Annotated in this window: 15 protein-coding genes; 11 read left to right on the top strand and 4 right to left on the bottom strand. The window is 59.7% G+C overall.

What is annotated here, in order from left to right:
* Positions 1-63 precede the first annotated feature (63 nt).
* The 4 genes from DC522_RS03030 to DC522_RS03015 form a co-directional block, all read right to left on the bottom strand.
* Entirely contained in the window at positions 64-1344 is a 1281-nt protein-coding gene (locus DC522_RS03030; RefSeq protein ID WP_116527227.1) for a TRAP transporter large permease, read from the bottom strand.
* A gap of 4 nt (positions 1345-1348) precedes the next feature.
* Positions 1349-1888, bottom strand: coding sequence for a TRAP transporter small permease (locus DC522_RS03025; protein ID WP_116527226.1), 540 nt, complete (start codon positions 1886-1888; stop codon positions 1349-1351).
* 72 nt (positions 1889-1960) lie between these two features.
* Positions 1961-2941, bottom strand: coding sequence for a TRAP transporter substrate-binding protein (locus DC522_RS03020; protein ID WP_116527225.1), 981 nt, complete (start codon positions 2939-2941; stop codon positions 1961-1963).
* A gap of 158 nt (positions 2942-3099) precedes the next feature.
* Complete coding sequence (locus DC522_RS03015; RefSeq protein WP_116527403.1) at positions 3100-3903, bottom strand: NAD(P)-dependent oxidoreductase; 804 nt, start codon at positions 3901-3903, stop codon at positions 3100-3102.
* Between the two features lie 285 nt (positions 3904-4188).
* Here DC522_RS03015 and DC522_RS03010 point away from each other — a divergent pair, with 285 nt between their 5' ends.
* From DC522_RS03010 to DC522_RS02960, 11 genes are all read left to right on the top strand, one after another.
* Complete coding sequence (locus tag DC522_RS03010; protein ID WP_116527224.1) at positions 4189-4911, top strand: FadR/GntR family transcriptional regulator; 723 nt, start codon at positions 4189-4191, stop codon at positions 4909-4911.
* A gap of 88 nt (positions 4912-4999) precedes the next feature.
* Positions 5000-5905 (top strand): 5-dehydro-4-deoxyglucarate dehydratase, encoded by a 906-nt coding sequence (gene kdgD / locus DC522_RS03005; RefSeq protein WP_116527223.1) that lies wholly within the window; start codon positions 5000-5002, stop codon positions 5903-5905.
* Positions 5902-7038: a mandelate racemase/muconate lactonizing enzyme family protein gene (locus DC522_RS03000; protein WP_116527222.1), complete on the top strand. Its 1137-nt coding sequence runs from the start codon at positions 5902-5904 to the stop codon at positions 7036-7038. The genes kdgD and DC522_RS03000 overlap by 4 nt, the downstream gene beginning before the upstream one ends.
* Positions 7035-7904 (top strand): amidohydrolase family protein, encoded by an 870-nt coding sequence (locus DC522_RS02995; RefSeq protein ID WP_371678750.1) that lies wholly within the window; start codon positions 7035-7037, stop codon positions 7902-7904. Before DC522_RS03000 ends, DC522_RS02995 begins: the two co-directional genes overlap by 4 nt.
* 108 nt (positions 7905-8012) lie before the next feature.
* Positions 8013-8399 (top strand): acyl-CoA thioesterase, encoded by a 387-nt coding sequence (locus tag DC522_RS02990; RefSeq protein ID WP_245443931.1) that lies wholly within the window; start codon positions 8013-8015, stop codon positions 8397-8399.
* Between the two features lie 570 nt (positions 8400-8969).
* Entirely contained in the window at positions 8970-10412 is a 1443-nt protein-coding gene (locus DC522_RS02985; RefSeq protein WP_116527220.1) for a UbiA family prenyltransferase, read from the top strand.
* Positions 10413-10490: 78 nt separating this feature from the next.
* A complete protein-coding gene (locus DC522_RS02980; RefSeq protein WP_245443929.1) occupies positions 10491-10883 on the top strand; it encodes a GtrA family protein in 393 nt (130 codons plus the stop codon).
* Positions 10883-12214 (top strand): FAD-dependent oxidoreductase, encoded by a 1332-nt coding sequence (locus DC522_RS02975; protein ID WP_371678819.1) that lies wholly within the window; start codon positions 10883-10885, stop codon positions 12212-12214. Before DC522_RS02980 ends, DC522_RS02975 begins: the two co-directional genes overlap by 1 nt.
* The gene (locus tag DC522_RS02970) at positions 12214-12957 is read left to right on the top strand and encodes an SDR family oxidoreductase (RefSeq protein ID WP_116527218.1); all 744 of its coding nucleotides are present in this window, start codon (positions 12214-12216) and stop codon (positions 12955-12957) included. Before DC522_RS02975 ends, DC522_RS02970 begins: the two co-directional genes overlap by 1 nt.
* Before the next feature lie 222 nt (positions 12958-13179).
* Complete coding sequence (locus tag DC522_RS02965; protein WP_116527217.1) at positions 13180-14796, top strand: hypothetical protein; 1617 nt, start codon at positions 13180-13182, stop codon at positions 14794-14796.
* Positions 14793-16364 (top strand): hypothetical protein, encoded by a 1572-nt coding sequence (locus DC522_RS02960; protein ID WP_116527216.1) that lies wholly within the window; start codon positions 14793-14795, stop codon positions 16362-16364. Before DC522_RS02965 ends, DC522_RS02960 begins: the two co-directional genes overlap by 4 nt.
* Positions 16365-16386 lie beyond the last annotated feature (22 nt).

Genomic DNA, 16386 nt, shown 5'->3' with positions numbered 1-16386 from the left:
GAGGTCATGAATGCAGGCTTCAAACTGCATAGGATTATTCTGCGGACGTCATTCAGTTCCCTCTCAGCGGAACAAAGCCGGAAGCCAGAGTGACAGACCCGGAATATAGGTGACGAGCAGCAGCACCAGGATGCTCGCGCCCAGGAAGGGCCAGATCGTCTGCATGGCCTCACCGATCGAAATCTTGCCGACGGCACAGCCGACGAACAGAACCGATCCGACCGGGGGCGTATTGAGGCCGATGCCCGCATTGAGGATCAGGATGACGCCGAAATGCACCGGATCGATTCCGAAGGCCTTGATCACCGGCAGGAAGATGGGCGTACAGATGATGATCATCGGTGCCATATCCATGAAGGTGCCCAGCACCAACAGGATCACGTTGATCAGCAGCAGGACGACGATGGGATTGTCCGAGATTGACTTCATCAAGTCGATCGTCGCCTGCGGCACCTGCAGGAACGCCATGAGCCATCCGAAGGCGCTCGCTGTACCAATCACGAGAAGCACCATGGCGGTCGTGCGAACTGCACCCAGCGTTGCTTCGACGAAGCCTTTCCAGTTCAGCTCGCGGTAGACAAGGAGCGTCACGAGGAGCGCATAGAAGACGGCGATGCAGGAGCTCTCCGTGGCGGTGAAAACGCCGGAGCGAACGCCGCCGAAGATGATGAAGATGAGCAGGATACCAGGAACGGCCGAGACGAAGAAATAGGCCAGCATCCGGAATCCGGGGAACGGATCGGCGGGATAGCCGCGTCGCACCGCGACCCAATAGGCCGTGATCATGAGGGCTGCCGCGAGGAGCAGCCCCGGCACCACACCCGCCGTGAACAGATCCGCTACGGAGATCGTCCCACCGGCCGCAATTGAATAGATGATCATGTTGTGGGACGGCGGGATCAGCAGCGCGATGATCGCAGCATTCACCGTGACGTTGACGCTGTAATCCTTGGCGTAGCCGCGCTTTTCCATCTGCGGGATCATGATGCCGCCGATGGCCGATGCGTCCGCAATTGCGGAGCCGGAAATACCACCGAACAGAGTCGAAGCGACGACATTCACTTGTCCAAGACCACCGCGAAGATGGCCGACGAAGCCAGCCGCAAGGCGAATGAGCCTGTCGGCAATGCCGCCGCGCATCATCAGGTCTCCGGCATAGATGAAGAAGGGAATCGCCATCATGGCGAAGGCGTTCATGCCGGAATTGAGCTGCTGGAACACCACGACGGGCGGCAACCCCATGTAGAGTACCGTCGCGAGAGAAGCAATGCCCAGGCAGAACGCAACCGGCGTTCCGATCAGCAGCAGCAGCGTGAAGACGCCGAAGAGAACCCAGATCGTCATGGCATCATTCCTTCACGACAACGAGGTGAGGCTCGTCGATTCGAACCAGGGGAACGCTTTCTCCGGCGAGCAGGAGCCTGACGAGCTTCTCCAGCGAGAACAGCGCGATGAGGAGTCCACCAACCGCGAGCGGCACATAATCCATGCCTTGCGGGATCGGCAGGCCCGGCATGGCCGCAGACCATGTTTCCATCGCCAGCTCCGCGCCGTACCACGTCATGGCCAGGCCAAATCCTGCAACCAGCACTTCTGTCGTAATGAGCATCGCCTGACGCAAGAACGGTGGCGCATGGTGAAGCGCGCTTTCGAAGCCGAGGTGATTGGCTTCACGAACGCCAACTGCCGATCCCAGAAGAATGAACCAGCTCATGAGCAGAAGCGAGGCCGGCTCCGTCCAGCTTGGCGACTGATTCAGGACATAACGGCCGAATACCTGCCAGCCGATAAAGATGGTCATCAGGACAAGACCGGCCCCTGACAACCACAGAGCCACCCTGTTGACGATGGAGAGGATGTGAGACAAAGCGGCAAGCTGGGCGCGCATCGGTGGCAATCTCCCTCAAGAAAAGAGGTGGGCTGGTCTTTCACCAGCCCGACCTTGCGTTCACAATCGAGATCAGTTCGTCGCCTGGATCCGCGAGACGAGATCCTTCACCTTCTCGCCCTTCACGTATTTGTCATAGACGGGCTTCATCGCGTCGATGAAGGGCTGCTTGTCGACCGTGTTGATCTGGCTGCCGCTCGCCCGGATCTTCTTCTCGGCTTCCTTCTCGCGCGCCTCCCAGAGTTCGCGCATCTTCGCGACCGACTCTTTGGCCGATTCCCGCACGGCCTTCTGATCCTCGGGCGAGAGCTTGTCGAAAGTCTTCTTCGACATCACCAGCACTTCCGGGGACATCGAGTGCTCGGTCAACGAGTAGTATTTCGCGACCTCGAAGTGGCGGAAGGAATCGTAGCTCGGCCAGTTGTTCTCGGCACCATCCACGACACCTGTCTGAATGGCGGAGTAGACTTCACCGGGCGGCATCGGTGTTGCGTTGGCGCCAAGCGCATTCACCATGTCGAGGAAGAGATCCGACTGGATCACGCGAACCTTCATGCCCTTGAGATCCGCAGGCGTGTTGATGGGGCGCTTGGAATTGTAGAAGGAGCGCGCACCGGAATCATAGAAGGCGAGAGCCACGAGGCCGTGCGGCTCGAAGGCCTTCAGGATCTCGTCGCCGACCGGCCCATCCATGGTCTTGCGCATATGATCGACCGACCGGAAGATGAAGGGCAACGATGGAACGACCGTTTCAGGGATGAGATTGTTGAACGGTCCCATGTTGATCCGGTTGAGCTCGATCACACCGAATCGTGTCTGCTCGATCGTGTCCTTCTCCCCTCCCAACTGGGACGAGTGGAAAACCTGCACCTTGTAGCGGCCATTGGTTCTCTTCTCGAGAAGGGAGCCGAAATACTTGACCGCCTCAACGGTCGGATATCCATCGGGATGGACGTCGGCTGATTTCAGAACCGTCTGCGCGCTCGCAGCACCGGCTGCGAAGGCGGTCAGCAAGCCTAAAGCGGCAGCCGCCAGAGTTCGTCTCGTGACCATAGAGCTCTCCTTGGTTTCCTCAGAGTGTCTTTTGCCGTGTCGTGTTGGTCCGACTTAGGCTTCGAAGGCGAGAGCACGGCTTGGATCGCTGCCGTCTCGCCGGTTTGGCAACCAGGCGCTTCTTGTTGCGTCGCTCTGGTGCAATTCGTCGTCAATCCTTATGCCTCGTCCGCCGGATGGCCGATCGTCACGAAGGCACCACCCTGGTAGATCACAGCTGGGTTAGACGGATCTTCCGAACCTGCCTCGGCAAGCACCTCGGCCCGCCACTGCGCTGAACTGTGCTTAGGCTTCCACCCAAGGAAGGCCGCATGGCGGTTGTCCCACCAGGTTTCATCGTTGTCGGATGCACCATAGACGACCGTGTGACCCAGACGCGGAGCCTCGAAGGCGCGGGCGCAGAGATCGAGAAAGTCCTCGACATGAAGCCACGTTGCGAGCATGCGCGGGTTCACAGGCTTCGGTAAACAGGAGCCGATACGAACTGACAGACATTCCTGCCCGAACTTGTCGAAATAGAAGCTCGCCATGTTCTCGCCGAAGGCCTTGGAAACGCCGTAGAGGGAATCCGGCCGGGGCACGACTCCGTTGTCGAGATACTGATCGCGCCGGTAGTATCCGACCACGTGATTGGAGCTGGCGAAGATGATGCGCGGCTTGCCGTGGTGGCGAGCCGCCTCGAACAGATTGTACACGCCGACGATATTGCCGTTGAGAATCAGGTCGAACGGCTTCTCGACCGAGATCCCGCCGAGATGGATGATGCCGTCCACTCCGTTCACAAGCTCGTCCACGGCGCGCCGGTCACCGAGATCGCAGCGCCGGAAGCTCTCGTGAGCCGCCATATCCTGGATGTCGTTGACATCCGAAAGCAGGACGGTTTGCGCGATCCGCGGCAGCAGCGGCCGAAGAGCCTTGCCAACACCACCGGCCGCGCCGGTCAAAAGAAGCTTTCCTAGCATGCGCATCCACCCGACCCATTCGGCCTAATCGGGCCGCTTGAAGAGAAAGAAACAGCTGCGCACGAGCTTTTGGCGAGCCATGAGCCTCCTCCCGATTGTCGTTGTCCAAGACTTGTATTATGTTTATACAATGTCATCATATAATGGCAAGACAACCCGTCAACAACTTTTGTCGAACCAGCATTGCGCAGCCTCAAGGCGCTCGGATAGAGCAAGGAGCATCAGCCGTTGGGACGCCCGGAGTTTTCTATGCGGAGCCCATCCAGCCAGGACCAGAGCCAACCCATGCAAAGCGGTGAACCCCTTGCGCGCGGCCGCAAGAACCTCGTCGAGACAGTGAGCGATCAGCTTCGGCGGTCCATCCTGAGCGGAGATCTCCGGCCGGGAGACAAGCTGCCGAGCGAGGCGGGCCTGACCCAGCAATATGACGTGAGTCGCACGGTGGTCCGGGAGGCGATTGCGTCCCTGCGCGCCGATGGGCTCGTCGAAGCGCGCCACGGCGTCGGCGTCTTCGTCCGCACGCCACCGGCCCAGCCGGCCCTACCCTTCCAAAGTATTGAACCTTCTAAGATTTCCTCCATCATCGAGATGCTCGAGCTGCGCATGGGGGTCGAGACGGAGGCTGCAGGCCTGGCCGCGACACGGCGCTCTCCGGCCCAGGAGGAGGCGATCTGGGAGCGGTATGACGACCTGAGCCGCCTGATCGCCAGCGGACAACCGACGACGGCGGCGGATTTTGCGTTCCATCTTGCCATCGCGGATGCCGCCAATAACCCGCGCTTCCGAGAGTTCCTGGAGATGATGGGTCGCCCAATGATCCCACGGGCTCAGCTGGAGGACAGCAACCCGGAGCCCACGCCCGCCGACTACCTCAAGCAGCTCCAGGCCGAGCACAAGCAGATCGCCGAGGCGATTTCGGTCGGCGACGAGGAAGGCGCGCGCCAAGCCATCCGCACCCACCTCAAGCACGGCCAGGAGCGCTATCGCCGGCTCATCAGGGGCAGCTGACATCCAGCTCATCATATCTCTTGTTGACAGAGATATGATGTTGTCTATGATCCTTTGCATATTCCCACCAGCGAAGGACCCACCGCTCATGGAACCGAATGCTCTCAAGGCGGCTCTTGGAGCCGGCCTCCTGTCCTTTCCCGTGACTCCATTCGGCAAGGACGGGGCCTTCAATGAGAAGGCCTATTCCGAGCATGTCGGCTGGTTGTCGGGATTTGACGCGAGCGTTCTCTTTGCCGCCGGGGGCACGGGAGAGTTCTTCTCGCTCGCGCCCGAGGAGATCCCCGCCATCATCCGGACCGCGAAAGCTTCTGCCGGCAAGACGCCGATCGTGTCCGGCTGCGGGTATGGCACCCGCATTGCCGTGCCCCTTGCGAAGGCCGTCGAGGAAGCGGGCGCGGACGGCATTCTGCTTCTGCCCCATTACCTCATCGACGCAGGACAGGAAGGGCTCTATGCCCATGTGAGGGCGGTCTGCGATGCGGTGAAGATCGGCGTCATCGTCTATAATCGCGACAACTCCATTCTCTCGGCCGAGACGCTGGCTCGCCTTTGCGAGGCCTGCCCCAACCTCGTCGGATTCAAGGACGGCTCCGGCGATATCGCGCTTGTCCGCCAGATCACGGCCACCATGGGCGAGCGCCTCACTTATGTCGGCGGCATGCCGACGGCAGAGCTGTTCGCAGAGGCTTATCTCGGCGCGGGCTTTTCCACCTACTCGTCCGCCGTGTTCAACTTCGTGCCGAAACTCGCTCAGGAGTTCTACACGGCTCTGAGAGCCAACAACCGCGAGCGCACTGAGGCCATTCTGAAGGAGTTCTTCTATCCCTTCATGAAGATCCGGAACCGCGGCAAGGGCTATGCCGTCTCCGCCATCAAAGCCGGCGTTCGCCTTGTCGGCTTCGATGCCGGTCCCGTCCGCGCGCCGCTGACGGATCTCACCGAAGTTGAAGTTGAAATGCTGGCCAATCTCATTGCACCCTACCGCGCATGAAGATCGAAGCTGTCAGAACCCATATCCTTGATCATCGTCTCGATCAGGCTTTCGAGAGCGCATCCATGCGCTTCGACCGCAGGCAGCATTGCCTCGTCGAGATCATTTGCGAGAACGGCACGGTCGGCTGGGGCGAGTGTCTCGGCCCGGCGCTGCCCAATGCCGCTGTCGTGAAGGCCTATGCCTCCGCGCTCATCGGACGCAATCCGCTGGAAACGGAGGTCATCTGGAGCGAGCTCTACAATCTTCTGCGGGATCAGGGGCAGCGAGGATTGACGGTGACCGCGCTGAGCGGCATCGACATCGCGCTTTGGGACATCAGGGGCAAGCATCTGGGCGTTCCCGTCTCGCTTCTTCTCGGCGGACGCTTTCGCGAGTCGGTGCGAGCCTATGCGACAGGCTTTTTCCGAAAAGACGGCGTTGACCGCGCCACTGATGTCGCGCAGGAGGCAGCTCGCTACGTGAAAGAAGGCTTTCACGCGGTCAAGATCAAAATCGGTTTCAACGTCGAGGAAGACCTGAAGGCCATCGAGGCGCTGCGCGAAGCCCTCTGCCCGGAGATTCGCCTGATGATCGATGCCAACCATGGCTACGATGTCCTGGAGGCGGTCGAGCTCGGCAAGCGCGCTGCAGCCTGCAAGGTCGATTGGTTCGAGGAGCCCGTCGTTCCGGAGCAGCTCGGCGCCTACAGGGCCGTGCGCGAAGGCCAACCAATTCCCGTCGCTGGTGGTGAAACCTGGCATGGTCGCTATGGCATGCTGGAGCCGCTGGCCACGCGCGCTGTCGATATCATTCAGCCGGATATCTGCGGCACCGGCGGCTTTACGGAGGTGCGGCGCATCGCCGATCTCGCCGCTCTCTATGGGGTGCGGTGCGTGCCGCATGTCTGGGGAACCGGCGTTGCGATTGCGGCAGGTCTGCAATTCATAGCAGCCCTCCCCCCCAACCCTCAGCGGGTCAACCCGATTGAACCCATCCTCGAATTCGACCGCACACACAATCCCTTCCGGCAGGCAGTGCTGACTCAAGCCATCGAGCCTGAATCCGGCGTGGTTCGCATCCCAGATGGGCCTGGTCTCGGCATTGAGATCAACCGTTCAGCCCTCGAGGAATTCGCGTTGAAGGACGCATGATCATGGGATCGATCCCACCCAATACAAGACCTCTTACCGGGCCGCCCCCCGCCCTGAAAGCTCCAGCCGGAGCAACGGATTGCCATATTCATCTCTACCTCCCAGGCTTCGAGCCGCAGCCTGGAGGCCCTCCGATCGCAGAGCTGGCCGCGGTGGAGGATTACGCCGTGGTCCAGAAACGGCTGGGGCTGGAGCGTGTCGTCCTCACCCAGTCGAACGCATACCAGTTCGACAATGGGTCGACCTTGGCGGCACTCGAACAGATCGGGCCGGAGCGAGCAAGAGCGGTCATTGCCGTCTCGCCCGACATGACGGTGTCGGAGCTGGAACGCCTTCATGCACGCGGCGTTCGTGGCGCACGTATCATGAACCTGCCCGGTGGAGCGGTGAAGATCGCCGATATGAGGCCTGTCGAGCGGCTCTGCCGATCCGTTGGCTGGAGCATGATCGTGCAGTTCAACGGCCGGGAGATCGACCAGCACATCGATGCGCTTCGCGCGATTGAGACAGACTATGTGATCGACCATATCGGCAAATTCATCGACCCGGTTCCTGCCGATGACCCACGCGTGGACGGGATCCTCCGCCTGATTGACCGAGGCAATGCGTGGTTCAAGATCTGTGGCTGCTATGAGACGAGCCTCACGGGAGCGCCGGACTTCGCGGATGTTGCGGCCATCGCCCAGCGTGTCATCAATCATGCGCCGGACCGTATCATCTGGGGGTCGAATTGGCCGCATGTGGGCGTTCCGCGCGATCGCTACCCAGATGACGCCGTTCTTCTGGACATTCTCTTGGACTGGGCCACGCCCGATCACCGCCAGAAGATCCTGGTCGACAACCCGGCACGCCTTTACGGCTTCTGAGCGCTCGGGCTTCTCAACTGCGACGATCCTCAAGTCTATTGAAAACCACACGAAACTCAGGCCCACTAGGCATGGATCCTGAGATCTGCTCAAAAATTGAGGATGTCCATGAGTGCTGATCGGCCTGAAGAGCGCGAGGCTGTGATTCGAACGATCGCCATGCCTTCCGACACGAACCCCGCAGGGGATATCTTCGGTGGCTGGCTGATGTCCCAGATGGACTTGGCAGCCGGCAATGCGGCGGCCCGACGCGCCCGGGGACGCTGCGTGACGGTTGCCGTTGACGCCATGACTTTTCACAGCCCGGTCCATGTGGGTGACGAGGTCTCAGTCTATGCTGACCTGATCTCGACAGGACGGACATCCATGAAATTCCAGGTCGAAGCCTGGCGCCGCTCCCGTGATGGGGATGAGCAGATCAAGGTCACCGAGGCCGTGTTCACGTTCGTCGCTATCGATAGCGGCTCCCGTCCCCGCCCACTGCCGCCAGGATAGCCATTACGGCAGGGCAGTAAGGCCCAAACCATTAGCGGCATTCCTCCCACTCTGCAGAGTGAGCTGGAACAATCGGCATCAACACCTGTGTCAGCTTTCGCCTGAAGCGTCGCAGCTCCAGATTTACAGCGGCCACCCTCATGCAATCAAACGTAATAAACTATCAATTAACGTTGCCCGCGCCAAGACTTATTGGTATCAACGTATCGGTAGCACTCACGAGACTTGAGCCCGAGCTTTACAGAAGCAATATTACGGTGCCTGTGTGGTGAGTGGAGGCATCGTTTCATGGCCCACATGTTCTTGTGCCGGCCCATTCATCTCAGTCAGCAGGATTATGTAGCAGATTTGATGCCCCCCTGAGCGCTAACTGAACGTTCGGATTGCATTCATGTCTCATGGTTAGTTTAGCGGTAGGCTTTTCGGAAAAACGCTCACGTTCGTTTGAAGGAGCATGGAGTCTTGGCTCGATTTGAAACCCATTCTCAGCTCCAGAACGGCACGACTTTCGATGACAGTGACTCACGGCAACTGGCAGAAGCACACCAGCCTTCCAGCCTTCCGATAGAGATGTACGCTGGCAAGGCCGCACTGGAAGGCAAGAGCCGGCCATTGGTTGTCGACCTCGACGGCACGCTCGTCGCATCCGATCTCCTGATCGAAACCGCTTTTTCTGAGCTGGGCCGGCGCCCCCATTCGCTGGTCGAGATACTGGCGGCCCTCAAGCGCGGCAAGGCTGCGCTCAAGCATCGGCTGTCCGAACCTGTCGATTTCGACCCGAGCACCCTACCCTACGATCCTGAGGTTCTCGCCCTCATCCGGCAGGCCAAGGCGGAGGGCCGCCAGGTCTATCTAGCCTCTGCCAGCCACGAGAAACTCGTTGGCCGTGTCGCCGACCATCTCGGGGAATTCGACGGCTGGTTCGCGACGAACGAGACCACCAATTTGGCGGGCGAGAAGAAGGCCGAGCAGCTGGTCGAGGTCTTTGGGGAAAAAGGCTTCGACTACGTCGGCAATGACGCGGCCGACCTGCCGGTCTGGCAGAAAGCAGCCAAGGCCTTTGCTATTCGTGCACCCGCGGGCGTACGAAAGAAGCTCGTTGGCAGGGACGGTGAAATCGAGCATCTGCCCCATACACGCCCGACGTGGCGCACCTGGGCAAGGATGCTCCGCGTGCACCAATATGCAAAGAATGCTCTGATTTTCGTGCCCCTGCTGACCTCCCATCTGTTGACTGCCGGCGCGATTGCTCATGCCCTGACGGCCTTCGTCGCGTTCTCGCTCTGCGCATCGAGCGTCTATATCCTCAACGACCTGGTGGACTTGCAGGATGACCGGCGGCATCGGACGAAGTGCAACCGTCCCTTGGCCTGCGGCGCCATTCCCCTTATGCATGGGGTTATTGCGATCCCGCTCTTGTTCCTGAGCGCCATCGCCCTTGCGGCCACCGTGTCCCTTCCTTTCCTCGGAGTGCTGCTCGGTTATTTCGCTCTCACGACGGCGTATTCGTTTGCTCTCAAACGCATGATGATCGTCGACGTGATCACCTTGGCCGGACTCTATTCCGTCCGGGTCTTCGGAGGAGCTGTCGCCACGAGCGTCGTGATCTCTGAATGGCTTCTGGCTTTCTGCATGATGATCTTCATGTCGCTGGCCCTCATCAAGCGTTATGTGGAGCTTGCAGGCCGGCGCGATGCCAATCTGCCCGACCCGACCAGCCGGGATTACAAGAACAGCGACCTTGATATCGTCGCGGCTCTCGCCGCCGGAGCCGGCTTTAATGCCATCACGATCTTTACGCTCTATATTTCGAGCGACGCCGTGGACAAGCTCTACACGCATCCGAGGATCTTATGGTTCGTCGTACCGCTGCTCATGTACTGGATCGCTCGTGCCCTGATGCTGGCCAGCCGCCGCCTGATGGACGACGATCCCGTGGTCTTTGCCATCAGGGATAAGGTGAGTCTGGCGATCGTTGGTCTCACGGCTCTTCTCATTATCGCGGCGATCTGATCCATGTCGTCGCAACACAATAAACATGATACGGCTCGTGTAAGCCTCTCCTCTCGCTCCACCGGCAATACCGCTGGGATGTTCACTCGCTACGTGCTGTTTGCAGTCCTCGCGACGCTCGCCAATCTGCTGACGCAGGAGGTGACAATACGCTTGGCCCCGGTGGCTCCTTTGACGCTTTCGATCCTGATGGGCACGGCGGCAGGCTTTATTCTCAAGTACCTGCTGGACAAGAAATGGGTCTTCGACGACGGGTACGACGGGCATAGGCAGGAACTGCAGAAGATCACCCTTTATGGGGCCTTCAGCGTTCTGACGACGCTGGTCTTCTGGGGTTTCGAGATTGCTTTCTGGGCTATCTGGCAGACAGATTTTGCCAAATACAGTGGTGCCGTGTTGGGTCTTGCCGTCGGCTATGCGGCAAAGTTCATGCTCGATCGGAGCTTTGTGTTCAAGGAGCGACGGGCATGATGGAACTGTTCGGCTGGGGGCGCTATCCCCGCCATCCGTCAGAGGTTCTCAATCCCGCCTCTCCGACGGCGCTGCCGCCCCTCATGGCCTCGCATTCAGGAATCGTCGCTCGCGGGAACGCGCGCGCCTATGGGGATGCGGCAATCGGCGAGCGGACGACTCTCGTTACCCGTGGGCTCAATCGTATCCGCGCCTTCGATCCCACGACAGGCCGCGTTCGCGTAGAGGCGGGCCTTCTTCTCGCCGATCTCCTGGACGTGATGGTGCCAAGAGGGTTCTTTCCGCCCGTCGTGCCCGGCACGAAATTCGTGACCATCGGCGGCATGATCGCCTCGGATGTGCACGGCAAGAATCATCACCGCGATGGCGGCTTCGGCGATCACGTGGAGTCGCTGACCCTTGCCTTGCCCGACGGCAGCATTCTCACATGCTCACGAACGGAGCATGCCGAACTTCTCTCCGCCACCATTGGCGGCATGGGCCTGACGGGCACGATTATCGAGGCGACATTCCAGCTCCGCCCCATCGAAACCGGATGGATGCGCCAGCAGACGATTGTTGCTCCCAATCTCGAGAGCGCACTCGAGGCCTTGCAGGCGAGTCATGACGCAACCTATTCGGTCGCGTGGATCGATTGCCTGGCCCGGGGTAAATCCATGGGCCGCTCCCTCGTTTTCGCCGCCGAGCACGCCACGCGGAAGGATGTCGAGGCGCTGCGCCCCGGAGGAGAGCACTTTCCGTCTTCGCAGACAGGTCGGCTGTCCGTGCCTGTCGACTTTCCGTCGTTCACCCTCAACCGGCTCTCGGTTGCGGCTTTCAACGAGATGTATTTTCGCGCAGGTGCCATGAAGGCGGGATACCCGTTCCTCGTGCACTGGAATCCTTACTTCTTCCCCCTCGACGGGGTTGGAGATTGGAATCGCATCTACGGCCGGCGCGGGCTTCTGCAATATCAATGCGTCGTCCCCACGGCTCACGCTCGCTCTGCGCTGAGCAGCATCCTCGATCGCATCTCGCACCGGGGCATCGCCTCATTCCTTGCCGTTCTCAAGCAGATGGGCCCGAGTCACGGGGATATCGCCTTTCCCATGGAAGGCTTCACGCTTGCTCTCGACATGCCCGTCAGCGACGCGGCGTTTCCGCTGCTCGACGAACTCGACAAGACTGTGGTTGACGCCGGCGGCCGGCTGTATCTCGCCAAGGACGCGCGCCAATCCGCTTCCACGTTTGAGGCCGGCTATCCCGGGTTGACCCGTTTCCGCGATCTGCGGCGGGCAATCGGGGCGACCGGCCGGATCTCTTCTCGTCTCTCGACCAGGCTTGGCATCTGATGACTTCCTCCAGAACTCTTCTGCTCGTCGGCGGCACGTCCGACATTGGGCGTGCAACCGCACTCTGCTACGCGAAAGCCGGATGGCATGTGCTGCTGGCAGCCCGTAGGGAAGATGAGGCGCGCCGCAATGCGGACGATATCGCCGCTCGCACCGGTACCGAGGTCACGACTCATCGGCTCGACATTCTGGAGACCAACAGCTTCGATGCCTTCATCGATGGCCTGCCCCAGCTTCCCGATACAATGGTGTGCGTGGTCGGCGAATTGGGCGATCAGGCACGGGGGCAGAAGGATCTCGCCCACGCCACGCAGGTCCTGCGCACCAATTTCGAAGGCCCAGCCCTGCTCCTCGGTCTTTTCGCCGAGCGCTTCCTGGAACGCGGATCCGGCACCATCGTCGGCGTGAGCTCGGTGGCCGGCGATCGCGGGCGCGGTTCCAACTATCTCTACGGGGCTGCCAAGGCGGGCTTCTCGGCTTTCCTGTCGGGCCTGCGCAACCGTCTCGCTCCTGCAGGACTGCGGGTGATCACCGTCAAACCCGGTTTCGTACGCACGCAGATGACGGCAGGCATGAAACTGCCGCCCATTCTCACGGCAGAGGCCGAAGAAGTTGGACGCGCCATCTTCACGGCAGCCGAAAAAGGGGGCGGTGATATAATTTATGTTCGCCGCATCTGGCGGCCGGTCATGATGATTATAGGTAGTATCCCGGAGCGCATCTTCAAACGTCTGCGCCTCTAGCGGATCGTGCGGAAAAGCGGACCCGGTTTCCCGCGCCGAACGATGCACCGCCTGAACAAGGGAGCACCGGCCCAAAAGTGGCGTCTACTTTTGGCTCCGATGCTCTAGAGCATTTTCCGGTGAAGTGGCTCCGGTTCACCGTCAAAAATGCGGCCCGGCAAACGAGAGAGCTGATTCCATGCCAATGGAAACAGCTCTAGCCACAGGAGGACAGTGGAGCCGATGGAAGCCCCTTCGGATCGACGCATACCAGTAAGGGCTCTCCTGCTCGTTATAGCCGCCTCATGCGCGCTCCTGCTCGTTCTTCCGGGACAGACCGTCACCACACGCTACCTGGATGATCTGTTCGTCATTCTCGACGGCGCCTACCGCGTTGTCTCGGGCCAGGTTCCAAGCCGCGATTTTCATACGCCCCTGGGGCCTCTGGCCTATTATCTTCCGGCCGCGGGGTATGCCCTCTCCGGTACGCTGGGCGGCACCATGCCGGCTGCCATGGCACTCGCGATTTCCGCATTCTCCGTGCCGTTACTCCATATCCTCGGCTCGCGGCTGCATCCCATCCTTGCGGTTGCCTTTGGTGTTTTTCTTCTGCTCATCCTCGCTGTGCCGATCAATCTTGGCGAGGGTATCACCGCTCTGTCCTTCGCGAAGTTCTATAACCGGATCGGATGGGTAGCATTGAGCATTCTGCTCATCATGTACTTACGTCCCATACGCATGCATGAGCAGCAGGACCTGGTGGATGCGCTCTGCGCCACAGGTCTAACCCTGGTGATGCTCTATACAAAACTGACCTATGGCGTCGCTGCCATCGCCTTTCTCATTTTCATGCTCACGGAGCGGCACCAAAGGCGCTGGGTCTTGGCAACCCTAGGACTGCTTGTCATCACATGTATTGCGGTCGAGATAATCTGGCAGTCGTCCCGGACCTATCTCGACGATGTTCGTCTGGCTCTCAATGTCGGCGGGCGCTTGCGCGGCACATGGGGACAGATTGCGGATCACATCCTGGGCAACCTGACCGATTACGTGCTTCTCACCATATTCGCCGGACTCGCTCTCGGGCGCAGCCGCAGCTTGCGTGACGGCCTGTTTTATCTCTTCTGCGCCGTCACAGGCTTCCTCATCATCAATCAGAACTTTCAGGCCTGGGGAATCATCATTCTGCATGCTGCTTCCGCGGTCGCGGCAGAAACCATCCTGCGTTTCGAGGACAAAGACGTCGACAGTCCTATCGAGCGTCACTGGTCTACTCGTGGAGGCGCAAAACTCCTCTTTCTGGCTCTTGTCCTGCCTACGATCGTGCATTGTGTGGCGGCCCTTGGAGTTCACATGATTTCAGCGAGCACCCGCGCCGGGCAGTCCATTGCGCTTCCCCATCTCGAGCGAGTTCGACTAGCAAACCTATGGACGTGGGGCGAATACGATAAGGCTGACCTGTACCTGACGGCGCTACGCGACGGCACCAGGCTGCTCTCAGAAATGAACCCGAGCGGTGAGAAGATCTTTGTTCTCGATCTCGCCAATCCATTCCCCATGATCCTCAACACCCCGCCTCCAAAGGGAGACATGCCCTGGCTGCAGTGGGAGCGCACTCTCAACACGTCGACATTCATCCCTGCCGAAACCCTTATGACCGACGTCACTGTCGTGATGGAGCCCAAACCTGTCGGAGATGCAGCTCAACCTGAGCCCGACAGAGAAGGGCTCAAAACCCTCTACGGCCGCTATATCGCCGAGCATTTCGAGATTGCACGGCAGACGGATCATTGGAAGGTCTACCGCCGCCGCCCTCAGCCCGGCTCCGACGCCGTTTTGAACCATACGGGGCCCTCATGAGACTGGCGCAGAATGGATCATCTTGGTCGGCAGGAGCCATTCTGCTTGGGGCAATCGTCTTTGCTGTCCTTCTCGCCGCTCCGGGCGTGACCATCACCGCATCCTATGTGAACGATCTCTTCATCTTTCTCGATGGTGCACACCGTATCGCTTCGGGGCAGATCCCGAACAGAGACTTCCATACAGCCTTGGGGCCTCTTTCATTTTATATCCCGGCATGGGGTTATTGGCTGTCTGGAACCATGGGTGGAGCCATGCCGTCAGGCATGGCCTTGGCCACCCTCGTCCTCGCCATGCCGATCGCCCATGTCCTGAGCTCCCGCCTGCACCCTATTCTTGCGCTTCCTTATGGCTTGTTCCTGCTTCTCGTGCTGGCTGCTCCCTTGAACCTTGGCGAGAGCATCACGGCGCTGTCCTTCGCCATGTTCTATAACCGGATTGGCTGGGCCGCCCTAGGGGCGCTTCTCATCATGTATCTGCGCCCGGAGCGATGCCGTCCATGGCAGGAAGGCATCGATGCTGTCTCGGCTGCTGTGCTCACACTGGTGATGCTTTATACGAAAATCACCTATGGTCTCGTCGCTCTCACCTTCTTGACCTTCCTCCTCTCCGATTCTCGCCAGCGCCGGTGGGTAGCAGCTGCCATTGCTCTCATTCTGATCTCTGGCATCGGGATTGAAGCATTCTGGCGATCCACGCCCGCTTACATCGCCGACCTCGTCATGAGCGCCCAGGTGAGCGGCTCGCGAAGCCCAGCCGATCTCACCGGCACGTTCATCCGACACCTTGCCGATTACACTCTGCTCGGCATCTTCGCTGCTTTGGTTCTTCCGCGGACTCGCAGCCTGCGGGATCTCCTGTTCTTTGGCTTCTGCACTGTCCCTGGCCTCCTGATCCAGAACCAGAACTCCCAGCCTTGGGGAATTCTGACCATTCACGCCGGTGCGGCAGTAGCCGCGGAAATGATCTTACGCTTGCGAGCGCAGCACTCTTCTCAAGAGTTTCCGCCCTCGTCATTTGCCACAGGAGCTCCGTTGCCTCTGATGGCGATGATCCTGCCAACCCTTCTCCATTGCTTCATGGCTCTTGGACTGCACACTGCGATGGCGGTGGCGCGTTCCGGCAAGGCATTCGATCTTCCAAAGTTCGCAGAGGTCAGGCTGATTGCTCCTTGGCTATCCGAGAAGAGAACCTTGATGCATGTCTATCTCGAAAGCATCGAGAGTGGCGCCCGCGCTCTGGAGAGCCTTCCAGAAGCGCTGACAAAAGTATCTGTCCTCGATTTTGCGAACCCTTTCTCTGTCGGGCTTGGACTACCGCCACCCCGTGGTGACAGTGCGTGGCTGCACTGGAACAGGAATGTCAACGCAAGTCATTTCATTCCACCGGAACAATATTTCTCCGATGTGAACATCCTGATGTTGCCGAAATGGGGCATCAACCATGCTCCGCTGCGTGAGCTATACCAAGCCTACATTGATGCAAATTTCGAGCCTCTTCACGATACAGAAGGCTGGATTATCTACCGCCGTAAGACCCAGGAAGTCGCGACCAAGGCTCCTTTCTAGGGGAACATGACCGCGCGTTCCT

Origin of the sequence: Microvirga sp. KLBC 81 (assembly GCF_003075415.1) — a bacterium.
Classification (GTDB): domain Bacteria; phylum Pseudomonadota; class Alphaproteobacteria; order Rhizobiales; family Beijerinckiaceae; genus Microvirga.
The sequence above is the reverse complement of the archived record's forward strand: the minus strand, read 5'-3'. Positions and strand labels throughout refer to the sequence as shown.